14 protein-coding genes are annotated in these 16040 nt (G+C 65.0%); 1 reads left to right on the top strand and 13 read right to left on the bottom strand.

Going from position 1 to position 16040, the window contains the following annotated elements:
- Positions 1–113 precede the first annotated feature (113 nt).
- A complete protein-coding gene (gene cnbZ, locus HAP47_RS29295; RefSeq protein WP_173641601.1) occupies positions 114–857 on the top strand; it encodes a 2-amino-5-chloromuconate deaminase CnbZ in 744 nt (247 codons plus the stop codon).
- 22 nt (positions 858–879) lie between these two features.
- On the opposite strand, the gene HAP47_RS29290 is transcribed toward cnbZ, so the two are convergent.
- The 13 genes from HAP47_RS29290 to HAP47_RS29230 form a co-directional block, all read right to left on the bottom strand.
- Positions 880–1845, bottom strand: coding sequence for a hypothetical protein (locus tag HAP47_RS29290; protein WP_176396280.1), 966 nt, complete (start codon positions 1843–1845; stop codon positions 880–882).
- Between the two features lie 94 nt (positions 1846–1939).
- The gene (locus HAP47_RS29285) at positions 1940–2830 is read right to left on the bottom strand and encodes an ABC transporter permease (protein WP_173641604.1); all 891 of its coding nucleotides are present in this window, start codon (positions 2828–2830) and stop codon (positions 1940–1942) included.
- A gap of 4 nt (positions 2831–2834) precedes the next feature.
- Entirely contained in the window at positions 2835–3776 is a 942-nt protein-coding gene (locus HAP47_RS29280; protein ID WP_173641605.1) for an ABC transporter permease, read from the bottom strand.
- Between the two features lie 31 nt (positions 3777–3807).
- Positions 3808–5319, bottom strand: a complete 1512-nt coding sequence (locus HAP47_RS29275; protein WP_173641606.1) for an ABC transporter substrate-binding protein — start codon at positions 5317–5319, stop codon at positions 3808–3810.
- The gene (locus HAP47_RS29270) at positions 5316–6434 is read right to left on the bottom strand and encodes an ABC transporter ATP-binding protein (protein ID WP_173641607.1); all 1119 of its coding nucleotides are present in this window, start codon (positions 6432–6434) and stop codon (positions 5316–5318) included. Before HAP47_RS29270 ends, HAP47_RS29275 begins: the two co-directional genes overlap by 4 nt.
- The gene (locus tag HAP47_RS29265) at positions 6431–7420 is read right to left on the bottom strand and encodes an ABC transporter ATP-binding protein (RefSeq protein ID WP_173641608.1); all 990 of its coding nucleotides are present in this window, start codon (positions 7418–7420) and stop codon (positions 6431–6433) included. The genes HAP47_RS29270 and HAP47_RS29265 overlap by 4 nt, the downstream gene beginning before the upstream one ends.
- On the bottom strand, positions 7417–8127 hold the full coding sequence (locus HAP47_RS29260; protein ID WP_173641609.1) for a DUF1028 domain-containing protein: 711 nt from the start codon (positions 8125–8127) through the stop codon (positions 7417–7419). The genes HAP47_RS29265 and HAP47_RS29260 overlap by 4 nt, the downstream gene beginning before the upstream one ends.
- A 9-nt stretch (positions 8128–8136) precedes the next feature.
- Positions 8137–9942 (bottom strand): gamma-glutamyltransferase family protein, encoded by a 1806-nt coding sequence (locus tag HAP47_RS29255; protein ID WP_173641610.1) that lies wholly within the window; start codon positions 9940–9942, stop codon positions 8137–8139.
- Between the two features lie 100 nt (positions 9943–10042).
- On the bottom strand, positions 10043–11038 hold the full coding sequence (locus tag HAP47_RS29250) for an ABC transporter ATP-binding protein (protein ID WP_173641611.1): 996 nt from the start codon (positions 11036–11038) through the stop codon (positions 10043–10045).
- A complete protein-coding gene (locus tag HAP47_RS29245) occupies positions 11035–12018 on the bottom strand; it encodes an ABC transporter ATP-binding protein (RefSeq protein WP_173641612.1) in 984 nt (327 codons plus the stop codon). Before HAP47_RS29245 ends, HAP47_RS29250 begins: the two co-directional genes overlap by 4 nt.
- Complete coding sequence (locus HAP47_RS29240) at positions 12015–12977, bottom strand: ABC transporter permease (protein WP_173641613.1); 963 nt, start codon at positions 12975–12977, stop codon at positions 12015–12017. The genes HAP47_RS29245 and HAP47_RS29240 overlap by 4 nt, the downstream gene beginning before the upstream one ends.
- 11 nt (positions 12978–12988) lie before the next feature.
- Positions 12989–13969 carry an ABC transporter permease gene (locus HAP47_RS29235; RefSeq protein WP_173641614.1) on the bottom strand — a complete coding sequence of 327 codons (981 nt, stop codon included), beginning with the start codon at positions 13967–13969 and terminating at the stop codon, positions 12989–12991.
- Positions 13970–14074: 105 nt separating this feature from the next.
- Positions 14075–15673 (bottom strand): ABC transporter substrate-binding protein, encoded by a 1599-nt coding sequence (locus tag HAP47_RS29230; protein WP_173641615.1) that lies wholly within the window; start codon positions 15671–15673, stop codon positions 14075–14077.
- Positions 15674–16040 lie beyond the last annotated feature (367 nt).

The raw sequence follows: 16040 nt of genomic DNA, 5'->3' as shown, positions 1-16040 counted from the left end.
TTGCCGATGGGCGTGCCGAACACTGCTTGGCTTGACGCGTTTTCTTGACCCGAACCGGGAGACCAATTCGCTCGAAAGCGCTATGCTCCTCACAAGATCTGGAGGAAACAGGCATGGCGAGCGAATTTGCGGCGGGCAATTACCGGTTCATTCCGGCCGTGTTCCAATATTCAAGCGGTGCGCAGGCGAACGCCGGCTATGAGATCGAGCGGGTGCGCTTCGATCGTCTGGTGCCGCTTGCGGAAGGTTTTGCGCGCATTGCGGCCTACATCAAGGAGGCCGGCCGGCCGCTGACCTCGTTCTGCGCCTGCGAACTGCGTTCGCCGGCCGCCTTTACCGAGGACGGCTTCCGCGCCTTCAACCAGCACTATGTCAAGACGCTCGCAGAATGGGGCGTGTTCGACGGCACCATCAATCCGGTGGCGCGCAGCAATGTCTGTCCCGAGATCGATCCGCCGGCCGAGCCGTCGTTTTACGCGTTCTCGTTCACGCGGCCGAGCACGAGCAGGTCGCCGTCCTTCGTGATCGCGGGCGGCGCCGAAGCCCGCGGTGGCACCGCCAGCTATCCCGACCGTATCGTTTGCTACCGCGATCTCAGCCCCGGCGCGTGGCGGGAGAAGGTCCGCTTCACCACCGGCGAGATGGAGCGCCGTCTTGCGGAGTTCAGCTTCGGCTGGGCGGAGACGACAGCGGTGCAAGCCTACACCGTGCACGACATCCATCCCGTGCTCGTCGACGAGCTGGTCCGCCGCGGTGCCACGCGCTCCGGCCTGACCTGGCACTTCTGCCGCCCGCCGGTGGTCGATCTCGAATACGAGATGGATTGCCGGCGCGTGCTGCGCGAGGTGGTGATTTAGGCGGATGCACGCTCGCCTAAGTTCAATCGCGAACGAACAGCTTCTGCTTCGTCGCATCAATTGTCTTGCCTGCGAGCGCCGAGGGGGCTTCGGCGCTGAACACGATTTCGACGTCTCGAACAGTGTCGATGACGTCAGGTGGAATCTGTGTTCTCTCGTACGCGCCCAGCGTCCAGCCGGAACCTTGACTGGACCATGCCACGTCGCCGGGGCCCTTTGACTGCCGATCACGTGCCCAGAAGATGACCACGACCTGATCGTGTCTCGACGAGCGATGAACCTCCCGCATGAACGATTGTATCAGCGCCAACGCAGAATCGCTCAGCTTGACCGAGCCGATGGGGGGAGCCCCCTTGCGAAAGCCAGCGTCGGACTCGGCCGTACGGGGTTGAGCCGGAACATCATCGAACGACTTTGCGAACAGGTCGGGGTATGCGTCGAATGCGATATGGCCGGCGAACGCGAGTTCGGCCGTGGCATCGAGGAATACCTCAAGCGCTGCCTTGGCCGTGCGCTCATCTGCGGATTGCCCCACCGCATCCTGGCTGATCTTGGATATGCCTTGTCGTAAGCGCTTGAACTCGTTGTCCAGGCGTTGCGCGGTTGTTCGTCCCATATCATGCGGCGTCGCATGCAATACCTTTGGCGTGGGTGGCTTCAACGAAGCGACTGCGACATCCGGGTGAACGCGATAGATCGGGCGGACAATGCTGTCGTAGAGATCGGCGCGAATTGAGTCCGATCGCGAGCGATCTGCGTCTGCGCCCGCGAGGATTCGGCAAGCCTTGTTAACATGACGAATGATGTAGAGTGCGCTACGACGGCTGATCCGGATGGGTGCTGCAGGCTTGGTGGGCCCAGCGCTGGTCGCCTGCACCCGGCACGGCCCGTCTCGCTCGACCTGGTCGCTCTTCGGAAGGTCGAGCGAGGCCCCGCGCGCCAGCGGGACCGATCCACAGATCAAGAGCAATGCAAAGAACAACCGCATGGACGCCTCGAACGGAATTGCCGGTCGGCGCATCGAAGGTCGGCGCATCGCGTAAACAAACCGTGCATCCCAGAGTTGAGATTTAGCCGATATGTCACCGCGCCTTCGGATCGAGCGCGTCGCGCAGGCCGTCGCCGACCAGGTTGAACGACAGCACGACCAGGAAGATCGCAAGCCCCGGCCAGATCGCCATCCATGGCGCGCTGGTCAGGAAGCGTTGCGCGGCGTTGAGCATGCTGCCCCAGGACGGCGCCGGCGGCTGCTGGCCGAGGCCGAGGAAGGACAGCGCGGCCTCGGCGATGATCGCAGCCGCGATCGACAGCGTTGCCTGCACCAAGAGAGCCGGCATGATGTTGGGCAGGATGTGGACCAGCGCGATGCGCCAGCGTGGATTGCCCATGGCGCGCGCGGCCTCGACATAGTCCTCGACCTTGACGCTCATCACCTGGCCACGGGTCAGGCGGATGAAGATCGGGGTCGCCGAGACGCCGATCGCGATCATCGCATTGCCGAGGCTCGGCCCGAGAAAGGCGGCGAGCGCGATCGCCAGGATCAGGAACGGGCAGGCCAGCATCGCATCGGTGATGCGGCTGATCAGCGCGTCGATGAATCCGCCGCGATATCCGGAGAGCAGCCCGAGCGGCACGCCGATCGCAAGCGCGATGCTGACCGAGATGACGCCGGCAAGCAGCGAAGCGCGGGCGCCGAACACGACGCGCGCGAGCACGTCGCGGCCGAGCTCGTCGGTGCCGAACCAGTGCTGCAGCGACGGCGCCTTGCGGACCAGCGACCAGCTGGTCGCGATCGGATCGTAGGGCACGATCAGCGGCGCGAACACGGCAAGCAGGATGAAGAGCACGATCACGGCGAGCCCGAGCACGGCACCCTTGCGCCGGATCAGCCGTCGCCCGGCGCGCCGTGCCGGGCTCTCCAGCGTTTCGTCGGCGGCAAGCGGAGCGAGGGGGCTGAGTGCAGCGTCGGTCATCCGGTCAGCCCCTCAGCCGCGGGTTGACCAGGATGTAGGCGATGTCGGCGATCAGGTTGAGCGTGATGTAGATCGTCGCCGTTGTCAGCACCACGCCCTGTACGACCGCGTAGTCGCGGTTGAACACGGCATCGACGATCAGCTTGCCGAAGCCCGGGATCGAGAAGATCTGCTCGGTGAGGACCGCACCCGACAGCAGCGTGCCGAGCTCGAGCGCGCCGAGTGTGATGATCGGCGTCAGCGCGTTGCGCATCGCATGCTTGAGGATCACCGTGCGCTCGGACAGGCCCTTGGCGCGCGCGGTGCGGACATAGTCGCTATCGAGCACCTGCAGCATCGCGCTTCGGGTGTGCCGCATCAGGATCGCGGCGATCGCATTGCCGAGCACGAAGGCCGGCATGACGGATGCGGCGAGGCTCGCGCGCCAGTTTTCGCTGAGCGGCACGTAGCCGGAGGCCGGCAGCCAGCCAAGTTCGACGGAGAACAGGAAGATCAGCATGATGCCGAGCCAGAAATTCGGCGTCGAGATGCCCCACAGCGCGAACAGATTGGCGCCGTAATCCCAGGCGGTGCCTTTCTTCACCGCCGAGATGATGCCGGCGGGAATGCCGATCAGGAAGGCGACCACGATCGCCATGCCGGCGATCTGCATCGTAACCGGCAGCTTCTGCGCGATCAGGCTCGACACCGGCATCTTGTTGCGCAGGGATTCGCCGAGGTCGCCCATGAGCACGCCCTTGACCCAATAGGCGTATTGCACCGGGATCGGTTGATCCAGGTGGTATTGCTGCCGGATCTGTTCGATCACGGCCGGATCGCGCTCCTCGCCGGCCATCACGAGTGCCGGATCGCCGGGCAGCAAATGTTGCAGCGAGAAGATCAGGAGCGAGACGAAGAACAGCGTCGGGACCAGTTGAACCAGCCGCTTGGCGAGGAAGTTCAGCATGGTCGGCCCCGCATGCCCAGCGCTGTCGCGATCATTTCAATTTCAGCCCGACCACGCGCACCAATCCATCCGGCATCTGCCGATAACCCTCGACCTTGGCGGTGTGCGCGATCAAAAGCGTGCGGTGATAGATGTAGATGATGGGCTCGTCATTGAGCACGATCCTGGTCATCTTCTCGTAGATCGCCTTGCGCTGGGCGGGATCGTTGATCAGCCGCGCATCTTCCATCAACTTGTCGGCTTCCGCGTTGGAATAGCCGCCGTCGTTCTGCGGCGCCTTGGTGTGCAGGAAGACATAGGAATTGCCGTCGGGATCGATCCGGCCGCTCCAGTTGATCTGAAACACCTGAAATTCGCCGGCCTGGGCCTGCTTGAAAGTCGTCGCAAATTCGACCACGCGGATCTTGATGTCGAAGCCCGCTTCGGCCGCCATCGACTGCACGACCTGGGCCACGGCTTCGTTCTCGGCCCCTTTGGGGACCATGTAGTCGATGGCGACAGGCAACGTGACACCGGCCTCCTTCAGCAGCGCCTTGGCCTTGGCAACGTCGCGTCCCCGAACCGGAAAAGCTTTCTGATAGTAGGGATGCGTCGGGCTGACCCATTGATTGCCGGGCGTGAACTCTCCGTTGAAGACGACCTGATTCAGCGCCTCGCGGTCAATCGACAGGTCGAGCGCCTGGCGCACCTTTTCCGACTGGCTGAGTGGCCCCTTGCTCTTGTCGTTGCCGATGTTGATGGTGAGGCCGAGATAGCCGAGTTCGGGCGCGGTCGACAGCACAAGCCGCTTGTCGGCGCGGACGTCCTTGATGTCGGTGGCGAGCACGCGCTCGATCAGATCGAGCCCGCCGGATTTCAGATTGGCGAGCCGCACCGTGGCGTCGACGATAGGAAGGAACACGATGCGATCGATGAAGACGTTGTCCTTGTTCCAGTAATCGGCAAATTTCTCGAACACCATGCGGTCCTGCTGCACGCGTTCGACGAACTTGTAGGGACCGGCGCAGACGGGATGCAGCCCGAATTTGTCGCCCGCCTCCTTGACCGCCTTCGGCGAGACCATCATGCCGGCGCGGTCGGTCAACTGGGCGATCAGCGGCGAGTAGGGCGTCTTGAGTACCAGTTTGATGGTCAGGGGATCGACGACGTCGACATGGTCGAGCGCGGCCAGTTCGGGTTTGCGAAACGAGGTCGGCAGCGTGAGATGGCGCTCCAGCGAGAATTTGGCGGCTTCGGCGTCGAACGGCGCACCGTCGTGGAACTTGACGCCCGGACGGAGCTTGATCGTCATCTCCTTGCCGTCAGCCGAGTTCTCGTAGGACAGCGCGAGTTGCGGAACGATATTCAGCTTCTCGTCAATGTCGAACAGCTTGTCGCAGAAGGCCGAAAAGACGATGCGGCCGACATAGGTGCGTCCGATTGAAGGATCGAGGATGTCGGGATCCTCGGCGAGCCCGATGCGAAGTGTGGTCTCGGCACGCGCGCTCGTTCCGCACCAGGTCACGAGGGCCGCCATCAGGATCGCCAAGCGCCAAAATCTCATCGCCTACCCCTTAATTCCCTACGCATTTGTTCCCTACGAAATAACCCGGGCCGCCCCGAGGCTTCCGTCGCATTGAACGCAGCCACCAGCTTTTCCAGTGTCGGCGAGAACCCGCCATCGGACGGCACGATCGCCTCCGCGCCGGGCAGCTCGCCCGTCCGGTGACAGGCCGTTGCATATCCGGTGCCATCTTCGCGCAACTGCGGCACTTCGCTGCGGCAGCGCGCGATCACGTAGGGACAGCGGGTATGGAAGCGACAGCCGGAGGGCGGATTGAGCGCGCTCGGCAGCTCACCCTCCAGCACGATGCGGCTGCGCCTGGCGCGCGGCTTCGGCACCGGGATCGCCGACAACAGCGCGCGGCTGTAGGGATGGCGCGGCGCGGCGAACAGCGCCTGCGCCTCGGCCGTCTCGACGATGGTGCCGAGATTCATCACGGCGACGCGGTCGGCGATGTGCTTCACCACGGCGAGATCGTGCGAGACGAAGATGTAGGCGAGCTTCAGCCGGTCCTGCAGGTCGCGCAGCAGATTCAGGATCTGCGAGCGGATCGAGACGTCGAGCGCCGACACCGGCTCGTCGCAGATGATCAGCTTCGGCTCGACCGCAAGGGCGCGCGCAATCGCGATGCGCTGGCGCTGGCCGCCGGAGAATTCATGCGGATAGCGGCGCGCGAAGCGCGGCTCGAGCCCGACCAGGCGCAACAGCTCCTCGACCCGCTCACGGCGGCGCGCCGCCGGCACGAGATTGTGCAGCGCCAGCGGCTCGGTCAGGATCTGGCTCACCGTCATGCGCGGGTTGAGCGAGGCGTAGGGGTCCTGGAAGATCAGCTGCGCGTCGCGGCGGAACGCGCGCAATTGCTCGGAATTGAGCGCGCCGAGGTCGCGGCCTTCGAAGTGGATACGTCCGGCGTCCGGCTCGATCAGCCGCAGCACCAGGCGGCTGACGGTGGATTTGCCGCAGCCGGATTCGCCGACCAGCGCCAGCGTCTTGCCGGCGTCGACCGTGAAGCTGACGCCGTCGACCGCCTTCACATGAGCCGTCGGCCGGCCGAACACCGAGCGCTCGGCGACGAAATGCTTCACCAGCCCTTCGACCTCGAGCAGCGCAGTCATGATACCAGCCGCTCCAAGGGCGCGCGGATGCAGCGCGAGGCGTGGGTCGCGCTCAGCAGCGCGAGCGGCGGCGGCGACCGGTTGCAGGCATCTTCCACGAACGGACAGCGCGCGGCAAAGCGGCAGCCCACCGGCGGGTTCGCCATGTTCGGGACCATGCCTTCGATGGTGGCGAGATGGCTGGTGCGGCGGTCGAGCCGCGGGATCGAGCCGAGCAGGCCGACCGTGTAGGGATGCTGCGGATTGGCAAACAGCTCGTCGACCGGCGCGCGCTCGACGATCTCGCCCGCATACATCACCGCGACCTCGTCGCAGACCTCGGCGACGACGCCGAGATCGTGGGTGATCAGGATGATCGCCGCCCCGCTCGCGGCCTTCAGCTCGCGCATCAAATCGAGGATCTGGGCCTGCAACGTGACGTCGAGCGCGGTGGTCGGTTCGTCGGCGATCAGCAGCTGGGGATCGCAGGCCAGCGCCATCGCGATCATCACGCGCTGGCGCATGCCGCCGGAGAGCTTGTGCGGAAACTCGTCGATGCGCTTCTCGGGCGAGGAGATATGCACGCGGCGCAGCAGCTCGATGGTGCGCTCGCGCGCCGCGCGCCGTGAACCGCCACGGTGACGCAAAATGGTTTCGGCGATCTGGTCGCCGATGGTGAAGCTCGGGTTGAGCGAGGTCATCGGCTCCTGGAAGATCATCGCGAGGCGATTGCCGCGCAGGTCGCGCAGGGTCGCGTCCGGCACGTCGAGCAGGTCGAAGCCGTCGAAGCGGATCGCGCCGGAGACCGCGGCCGACTGCTTCGGCAACAGCCCCATGATCGCAAGTGAGGTCACGCTCTTGCCGCAGCCGGACTCGCCAACCAGGCCGAGCGTGGCGCCGTTGGCGACGGAAAGGTCCACGCTGTCCACGGCATGCGTCACGCGGCCGTCGTCGCCGTGGAAGGTGACGCGCAGGCCCTCGATTTCGATCAGCGGACCGGCGGTCATTTGCGGCTGTTCGATGCCGCTGCGATGCCGGCGTCGATCTTGGCGCGGTCGCTGATTCCGGCCGGGTTGTCGCGGGTCGGCATGAAGCTCCGGAACGGCACCCAGTGTTCGCCGCTGACCGCTTCCAGCCGTTCCAGCTCGCGCAAGGGATCGGCGTTGTCGTCGACCCGCAGGTCGAGCAACGGCCATTGCTCGGTTCCGTGGATCAGAAGGGCCGCCGATTGCTTGCCGCGCTTGTCGCCGCCGGCCGCTTCGCCGGCGAACATCGCCTTGATCAGCCGCTCCGCGAACGGCAGCTTCTCGTTCGCGGCATAGACGCGCGCGGTCTCGTCGAGTACGGCGGGCCCGGCCAGCATATTGCCGGCGATCGAGAAGCCGTCGCCGGCGATATGACCGAACCAGTCGATGCAATCCTTGCCCGAATGGGCGGCGATCCGGCCCTTGCTGTCCATGACATGCACCTGCCGGCTCTCGCGGCCGCCGTCGGGCGCGAGCAGCGCCGTGATCGCCTCGTGCGGGCTCTTGCCGTCGCGCAGCAGCGTGAGGCCGTCGATGCCGTAATAGGGATTGACTAGCGCCTGCGTCGCAATGGCGCCGATCCCCGGTGCAATGTGCGGCACGAGGGCGCCGACCGCGAAGAACCGCGTTGCGACGGCGATGCCGAGCTGGCCGGTGGCGCTGTCGCGGGCGATGATCGACCAGGTCATCCCAAACCTCTAACGGCCCGCGGCGTAACCCTGCATGCCGCGCGGGTTGGCGGCGGCGCGGCGGCGCGGGCCGACCTTTGAGGCCGCGGTGAGGCGGCCTTCCGACCAATCGGGGCCAATCTCCACCACATGGCCGCGGCGCTTCAACTCGTCGATAGTCGACTTCGGCACGCGATTCTCCAGCACCAGCACGCCGGGGCGCGAGGTGCGCGGCCAGAACGAGATCGGGAAATGCTCGGAGTGCCAGGCCGGCGCGTCGATCGCCTCCTGCAAATTGAGCTTGGCGTGGACATGGCGCAGGAAGAACTGCGTGATCCACTGATCCTGCTGGTCGCCGCCCGGCGAGCCCCAGGAGAGATACGGCTCGCCGTCGCGCAGCGCCATGGTCGGCGACAGCGTGGTGCGCGGCCGCTTGCCTGGTGCCAGCGAGGCAGGGTGGTTCTCCTCCAGCCAGAACATCTGGGCGCGGCTGCCGAGGCAGAAGCCGATCTCGGGAATCACCGGCGAGGATTGCAGCCAGCCGCCGGACGGCGTCGCCGAGATCATGTTGCCGGCCTTGTCGATGATGTCGAAATGCACGGTGTCACCGCGCACCTCGCCGAACCGGCCGACCGTCGGTTCGCCCGCGCCCATGGCGCCGACCGCCTCGCGATGCCCTTCGGCGTGGCGCAGCTTCACGACGCCGCCGAAGCCTGTGACCGAGCCGGGGCGGAAATCGAGCGACGCCTTGTCTTTCGAGATCAGCTTGCGCCGTTCGTCGTTGTAGGCATCGGACAGCAGCGTTTCGATCGGGATGTCGGCGAACTTGGGATCGCCGTAGAACGTCTCGCGATCGGCATAGGCAAGCTTGGCGGCTTCGATCTGCAGATGGATGAAGTCGGGGCCCGCGGGATCGAGCCCGTCGAGCTCAAAACCCTTCAGCAGCGCGAGCTGCTGCAACATCACCGGACCCTGACTCCAGACGCCGCACTTCTGCACGGTGTAGCGGCCGTAATCGTAGGTCAGCGGCGCCTCGATGGTCGGCTGCCAGCGCGCCATATCGTCGGCCGACAGCACGCCGCGATGCGGCGAGCCGGAGACGTCCATCACCTCCTGGGTGCCGCAAAATCTGTCGATCGCTTCGGCGACGAAGCCCTTCGACCAGGCCTGCCGCGCGCGCTCGATCTGCGCGACGCGGTCGCCGCCTGCGCTCTCCGCCTCGGTCAGGATGCGTGCGTAGGTCTCCGCGAGCTTCTTGTTGGTGAAGATGGTGCCGGGTTTCGGCACCTCGCCATCAGGCAGGTAGACCTCGGCCGACGTGGGCCAGTATTTCCGGAACAGCTGCTCGACGGTCTTGATGGTGGCCGAGGCGCGCTCGACCAGCGGATGGCCGTCGCGGGCATAGGCGATCGCCGGCTCCAGCACGTCGCGCAGCTTCATCGTGCCGTAGTCGCGCAGCAGCAGCATCCAGGTTTCGAACGTGCCGGGCACACAGGCCGCGAGCAGGCCGGTGCCGGGCACCATTTCGAGGCCTTCGCTGCGATAATGCGCGATCGTCGCCTTCGCCGGCGCCGGTCCCTGTCCGCAGATCACTTCGGTTTTGCCGCGCTTGACGTCGTGCACGATGAGCGGGACGTCGCCGCCGGGGCCGTTCAGATGCGGCTCGACCACCTGCAACGTGAACGCCGCCGCAACGCCGGCGTCAAAGGCGTTGCCGCCTTTCTCCAGCGCTGCCATGCCGACCGCGGTCGCGATCCAGTGGGTCGAGGTGACGACGCCGAAGGTGCCTTCGATCTCGGGCCTTGTGGTGAATGGATCGGGGTTGACGTTGCTCATGGGGCTGCGCTTCCGGCTAGGTCTTGTGGCGCGCGCACTTGATCACAGGCGGGCTGGCATGCCAACCGCTTGGTGGACATGGCCGCTCCCATCCGCGTGATCATGCCGGAACGGCGGCGGCAGGGCTGTTGACGGCGTGGCAGGCGACGCCGTCGATCAGTTCCGGCGCCTTCTCGCGGCAGAGATCGAAGGCAAGGGGACAGCGCGGGTTGAACGAGCAGCCCCGCGGCGGATCGATCGGGTTGGGGATCTCGCCCTTGACCGGGATGCGCTGGCGGCCGGACATCGCAAGGTCCGGAACCGCGCCGAGCAGCATCTTGGTGTAGGGCATCCGCGGGTTCTCGAACAATTTCCGGCCCTCGGCGATCTCGACGATGCGGCCGAGATACATCACGCCGATCCTGGTCGCCATGTGGCGGACGACCGCCAGATTGTGGCTGATGAAGAGATAGGTCAGGCCGAACTTGTCCTGCAGGTCGCGCATCAGATTGAGGATCTGCGCCTGCACCGAGACGTCGAGCGCCGAGGTCGGCTCGTCGCAGACGATGAACTCGGCTTCCGACGCCAGTGCGCGGGCGATCGCGATGCGCTGGCGTTGGCCGCCGGAAAATTCGTGCGGGAATTTCTGGCCGTCGTCGGGGTGCAGGCCGACCAGCGAAAGCAGTTCGCCGACCCGGGCCTTGATGTCGCGTTCGCCCGCGATCAGGTCGAAGGCGCGGATCGGCTCGGCCACGATGGCGGCGACCCGGTAGCGCGGATTGAGGCTGGCATAGGGGTCCTGGAAAACCATCTGGATGCGCCGGCGCAAGCGGCGGCGTGCCTGGCCCTGCCGCGGATCGGTCATCGAGACGCCGTCAATGACGACTTCGCCCGAGCTCGGCGGCAACAGGCCGACGACCATGCGTGCAACCGTGGTCTTGCCGGAGCCGGATTCGCCGACCAGCGCAAACGTCTCGCCGCGCTTGATGTCGAAGCTGACGCCGTCGACGGCCTTCAGGAATTCGAGATGACCGCCCTCGATCACGCGGTTGAGCCACGGCTTCGAGACGTCGAAGACGCGGCGCAGGTTCTTGACCTCGATCAAAGTCCCGCTCATGCCGCCGTCTCCTTCGCCGGCTCGAACAGATGGCAGGCGACGGATTGGGTGCCTTGCTGGATCGGCTCGGGGCGTTCGACGCGGCAGCGATCGAACACAAACGCGCAGCGCGGATTGAACGGGCAGCCGGGCGGAATTGCCGACAGCCGCGGCATCGAGCCCGGGATCTGAACCAGGCGCTTGTCCTCCCCTGCGAGCGTCGGGATCGCGCCCATCAAGCCCCTGGCGTAAGGATGCAGCGGGTTGCGCACCACCTCCTGCACCGGGCCGATCTCCGCGATGCGGCCGGAATACATCACCGCGACGCGGTCGCAGGTCTCGGCGATCACGCCCATGTCGTGGGTCACCAGCATCACGGCGGTGCCGTGGTCGCGGCCGAGCCGCTTGATCAGCGCGATGATCTGCGCCTGCACCGAGACGTCGAGCGCGGTGGTCGGCTCGTCGGCGATGATCAGCTCGGGCTCGGCGCAGATCGCAAGCGCGATCACGACGCGCTGGCGCATGCCGCCGGAGAATTCGTGCGGGTAGCCGTCGATGCGCTTCTCCGGCGCGGGGATGCCGACCTCGGCGAGCAGATCGATGGCGCGCCGGCGCGCGGCGCTTTCGCTCAGATTGGTGTGGGTGCGAATGGTCTCGATGATCTGGTCGCCGATCCGGTAGAGCGGATTGAGGCTGGTCAGCGGATCCTGGAAGATCATGCCGATCCGCTTGCCCCTGACGCGGCGGATCTCTTCGGGCGGAAGATGGTCGATCCGCGTGCCCGACAGCTCGATCTGGCCGCCGGAGATGCGGCCGGGCGGATCGATCAGCCCGATCACCGCAAGGCCGGTGACCGATTTGCCGGCGCCGGACTCGCCGACCACACCGAGCACCTCGCCCTTGGCGATGTCGAACGACACGCCGTTGATGGCGCGCAGCGTCGCACGGCGGGTGACGAATTCCACCTCGAGATTACGCACGGAGAGAACAGGCTGGGTCATCGGAGCCTTGGGTTCAATGCGTCGCGCAGCCAGTCGCCGAGCAGGTTGATGGAGAGGATCAGGCCCGCCAGCGCAATGCCCGGGAAGGCGACGATCCACCATTCGCCAGCGAACAGATAGTTGTTGCCGATCCGGATCAGAGTGCCGAGCGAGGGCATGGTGTCGGGCATGCCGGCGCCGAGGAACGACAGCGTCGCCTCGGTGATGATCGCGAGTGCGAGGTTGATGGTGGCGATGACCAGGATCGGGCCCATCGTGTTCGGCAGCACGTGCCGCAGCATGATCGTCGGCGCCGGCAGGCCGATCAGCTGCGCCGCCGCCACATAATCCTTGTTCTTCTCGACCATGACCGAGCCGCGCACGGTGCGGGCATATTGCACCCAGAAACTGAGGCCGATCGCGACGATCAGCACGCCGAACGTGCTCATCTCGTCGAGCCGGTTGCCGAGCAGCGATTTGGCGACGCCGTTGACCAGGAGCGCGATCAGGATCGCCGGGAAGGTGAGCTGGACGTCGGCGATCCGCATGATCACGCTGTCGACCACGCCGCCGAAATATCCGGCGACCAGCCCGAGGGCGATGCCGAGCGCGCCGGCGAACACCACGCCGGCAACGCCGACCGCGAGCGAGATGCGCAGGCCGTAGAGGATCGCCGAGAGCACGTCGCGGCCCTGCTCGTCGGTGCCGAGCAGGAACGGACTCTGGCCGTCGGCGGTCCACAGCGGCGCGATCCGCGAGTTGATCAGCTGCAGCTGCGCCGGATCGAACGGGTTCTGCACCGCAAGCCATGACGCAAAGATCGCCAGCAGGAAGAACAATAGCGTGACCACGGCGGCGACCATCGTCAGCCTGGAACGGCGGAACGAATAGAGGATGTCACTGTCGAGCGTGCACCCGAACCAGCCGGCGGGTGCCTGCGGGTGATCTTCGGAGCGATGGGGGACGACGGCGTTGGACATCGGTTGCCCCCTCACGCCGCGCGGCCGATGGTCGAGCGCAAGCGCGGATCGACCACGGTGTAGAGGATGTCGACCACGAGATTGATGGTGACGAAGATCAGCGAGACCATCAACAGATACGCGGCCATGATCGGGATATCGACGTTTTGCACGGCCTGCACGAACAGAAGTCCCATGCCCGGCCATTGGAACACGGTTTCGGTGATGATCGAGAAAGCAATAACCGAACCAAACTGCAGGCCGGCGACCGTGATCACCGGAACCAGGGTGTTCTTCAGCGCATGGCCGAAATGGATCGCGCGCGTGGTCAGTCCGCGGGCGCGGGCGAAGCGGATATAGTCGGTCCGCAGCACTTCCAGCATTTCGGCGCGCACCAGCCGCATGATCAGGGTCATCTGGAACAATCCGAGCGTGATCGCCGGCATGATCAGCGCCTTCAGGCCGGAGATGGTGAGCAGCCCGGTCGACCACCAGCCGAGCCTCACCACCTCGCCGCGGCCGAAGGAGGGCAGCCAGCCCAGCGTCACCGCGAACAGATAGATCAGGAGGATGCCGATCAGGAAGGTCGGCAGCGAAATGCCGATCAGCGATACCGCCTGGAATAATTTGGCGAGCACGGTGTCGCGGCGCAGCGCCGAGTAGACCCCCATCAGGATGCCGGCGACCATGGCGAACACCGTGGCGCAGATCGCAAGCTCCAGCGTCGCCGGCAGCCGTTCGGCCAGCAGCGATGAGACCGGCAGGCGGAATTGGTAGGACACGCCGAATTTGAATTGCAGCGCATTGATGAAGTAGCGGCCGAACTGCACCAGCACGGGATCGTCAAGGCCGAGTGAGCGCCGGATTTCAGCGCGCTGCGCGGCCGAGGTATCGATCGAGACGATCTGACTCACCGGATCGCCGGCGAAGCGGAACATCGCGAACGCAATGACGCCTACGGCGAGCATCACGCCGATCGCCTGCAGCACGCGGCGAAGAGTGAAAGCGAGCATCTCTACCTTTGACTGCTTTTGACGTTTGGCGCGCGCGGCTTTGCGCGGCCGGAAAACGAGAGGTCCCGGAAGCCTGCGCTTCCGGGACCCAATTCGCTGCAACCACTATTCACCTTGCTTGGTCGCCCAGTAGAGCAACACCTGATTGTCCGCGCGCTGGGTCAATTTGACCTTTTTCGACACGCCCCACACCAGCGGTTGCTGATGCAGCGGAATGTAGCCGTAATCCTTGATGACGATCTCGTAGGCTTGCTTGATCAACTGGTCGCGCTTCGCAGTGTCAGTCTCGACCAGGACCTTGTCGGCGAGCGCGTCGACTTCCTTGTTGCAGTAGCCGCCGAGATTGGCTTCACCCCGGGTGGAGTCCTTCGGATCGTCACGGCAACCGAGGATATCGTGCAGCACGTTGTGGGAATCCGAGGTCGCAGGCGTCCAGCCCAGCATGAACAACGAGGTCTGGTAGCCGCCGGGCTTCAGCACCTTGGCGAAATACTGTGCCTTCGGCTGCGCCAGCAGGTTCACCTTGACGCCGATGCGGGCCAGCATGCCAACCACCGCCTGGCAGATTGCGGCGTCGTTGACGTAGCGGTCGTTCGGGCAATCCATCGTGACCTCGAAGCCGTTCGGATAGCCCGCCTCGGCCAGGAGCTTCTTGGCGCCATCGGGATCGAGCTTCGGCCGGGTGAACTCCTTCGACAGCGGATAGAGTTCGGGCGCGATCATCAGCGTCGAGGGCGTCGACATGCCGCGCATGACGCGGGTCTTGATCAGGTCGACGTCGATCGTCTTGTAGAAAGCTTCGCGGACCTTGATGTCCTTGAACGGATTCTTGCCCTTGACGTTGGAGTACAGCAGCTCATCGCGCGCCATGTCCATGCCGATGAAGATGGTGCGGATCTCCGGCGCGGTCATGACGGTGGCGACGCCGCTGGAATTGACGCGCTGGATGTCCTGCAGCGGAACCGGTTCGATGACATCGACTTCGCCCGACAGCAGCGCCGCAACGCGGGTGGCGTCGGAGCCGATCGGGGTGAAGATGATCTCCTTGAGATTATGCTCGGGCTTGCGCCAATAGCCTGGAAACGCCTTGAACACGGTCTTCACGCCGGGCTGGTGGCTCTCGATCGTGAAGGGACCGGTGCCGTTCTCGTGCAGCGCCGCGTAGCTCGGCGTGGTCGCGGAGGCCGGCGTCGGTGCGACGGCGTTGTTCTCCTCGCACCACTTCTTGTCCATGATGTACCAGCTATCCCACTGCGAGGTCAGGATGGGATTGGGCGAGTCCAGCGTCACGTCGACGGTGTAGTCGTCGACCTTGGTGAACTTGGCGTCGGCCGGGACGTTGCTGAGGAAATTGGAGCCCTTGGCGCGGACGCGGTCGGCGGAGAACAGCACGTCGTCGGCGGTGAAAGGATCGCCATTGTGGAATTTCACGCCCTTGCGCAGATGGAAGCGCCATTTGGTCGGGTTCAGCGTCTCCCAGCTTTCCGCCAGCGCCGGGATGATCTTGAGGTCCTTGTCGCGCGCGGTGAGGCCTTCGTAGACGTGGGCGTGGTGCGCGATCGTCGTGGTTTCCTTTAGCGTGTACGGATCCAGCGACTTCAGCTCGCCCTGGTTGGCATATTTCAGTGTTTGCGCCGATGCCGGCAAGGCAAGGGCGACCAGCGCGACGGCAGTCGCCGCAAACAAACTCCAACGTACCGACATGTGATCCAGCGTCCCCGTTTTTGTCCGCCGGCTGCTTTGTCCGGCTGGTATTATTGATGCATGTTGCCAGAGTTTACCGGCCGCGCAAGCGCGATTTGCCAAAGGGTTAATCGGTTCGCGCGGGTGCAGCGCAATGAACGCGATAGGAGAGTAGGCGGTTGGTGCGGGCGCGTGACATTCGACTTTCGGAGTGCTGCTTGCCGATCACCGGAATGATCGCCGGCGAGCCGGCTGATATCGGTCCCGCCAAGTGGTTTGGAGCGGTCGCTCCAAACAGTTTGGAGCCGTCGTTCCAAGCGGTTTGGTTGACCATAACGGATGATTGAGGCCGACCATACATCGGGGCAGGTACGGCTCGCTTGCGTGA

The organism is Bradyrhizobium sp. 41S5 (assembly GCF_011516665.3).
In the GTDB taxonomy this organism is placed as follows: domain Bacteria; phylum Pseudomonadota; class Alphaproteobacteria; order Rhizobiales; family Xanthobacteraceae; genus Bradyrhizobium; species Bradyrhizobium quebecense.
Note: the sequence above shows the minus strand (reverse complement) of the source record. Positions and strands in the feature narration are given on the sequence as shown.

Excerpts from the sequence above, each read along its gene's own strand:
- HAP47_RS29245 (WP_173641612.1), bottom strand. The coding sequence starts at position 12,018 with ATGACCCAGCCTGTTCTCTCCGTGCGTAATCTCGAGGTGGAATTCGTC.
- HAP47_RS29250 (WP_173641611.1), bottom strand. The coding sequence starts at position 11,038 with ATGAGCGGGACTTTGATCGAGGTCAAGAACCTGCGCCGCGTCTTCGAC.
- HAP47_RS29240 (WP_173641613.1), bottom strand. The coding sequence starts at position 12,977 with ATGTCCAACGCCGTCGTCCCCCATCGCTCCGAAGATCACCCGCAGGCA.
- HAP47_RS29230 (WP_173641615.1), bottom strand. The coding sequence starts at position 15,673 with ATGTCGGTACGTTGGAGTTTGTTTGCGGCGACTGCCGTCGCGCTGGTC.
- HAP47_RS29275 (WP_173641606.1), bottom strand. The coding sequence starts at position 5,319 with ATGAGATTTTGGCGCTTGGCGATCCTGATGGCGGCCCTCGTGACCTGG.
- HAP47_RS29290 (WP_176396280.1), bottom strand. The coding sequence starts at position 1,845 with ATGCGGTTGTTCTTTGCATTGCTCTTGATCTGTGGATCGGTCCCGCTG.
- HAP47_RS29285 (WP_173641604.1), bottom strand. The coding sequence starts at position 2,830 with ATGACCGACGCTGCACTCAGCCCCCTCGCTCCGCTTGCCGCCGACGAA.
- HAP47_RS29235 (WP_173641614.1), bottom strand. The coding sequence starts at position 13,969 with ATGCTCGCTTTCACTCTTCGCCGCGTGCTGCAGGCGATCGGCGTGATG.
- cnbZ (WP_173641601.1), top strand. The coding sequence starts at position 114 with ATGGCGAGCGAATTTGCGGCGGGCAATTACCGGTTCATTCCGGCCGTG.
- HAP47_RS29255 (WP_173641610.1), bottom strand. The coding sequence starts at position 9,942 with ATGAGCAACGTCAACCCCGATCCATTCACCACAAGGCCCGAGATCGAA.
- HAP47_RS29270 (WP_173641607.1), bottom strand. The coding sequence starts at position 6,434 with ATGACTGCGCTGCTCGAGGTCGAAGGGCTGGTGAAGCATTTCGTCGCC.
- HAP47_RS29265 (WP_173641608.1), bottom strand. The coding sequence starts at position 7,420 with ATGACCGCCGGTCCGCTGATCGAAATCGAGGGCCTGCGCGTCACCTTC.
- HAP47_RS29260 (WP_173641609.1), bottom strand. The coding sequence starts at position 8,127 with ATGACCTGGTCGATCATCGCCCGCGACAGCGCCACCGGCCAGCTCGGC.
- HAP47_RS29280 (WP_173641605.1), bottom strand. The coding sequence starts at position 3,776 with ATGCTGAACTTCCTCGCCAAGCGGCTGGTTCAACTGGTCCCGACGCTG.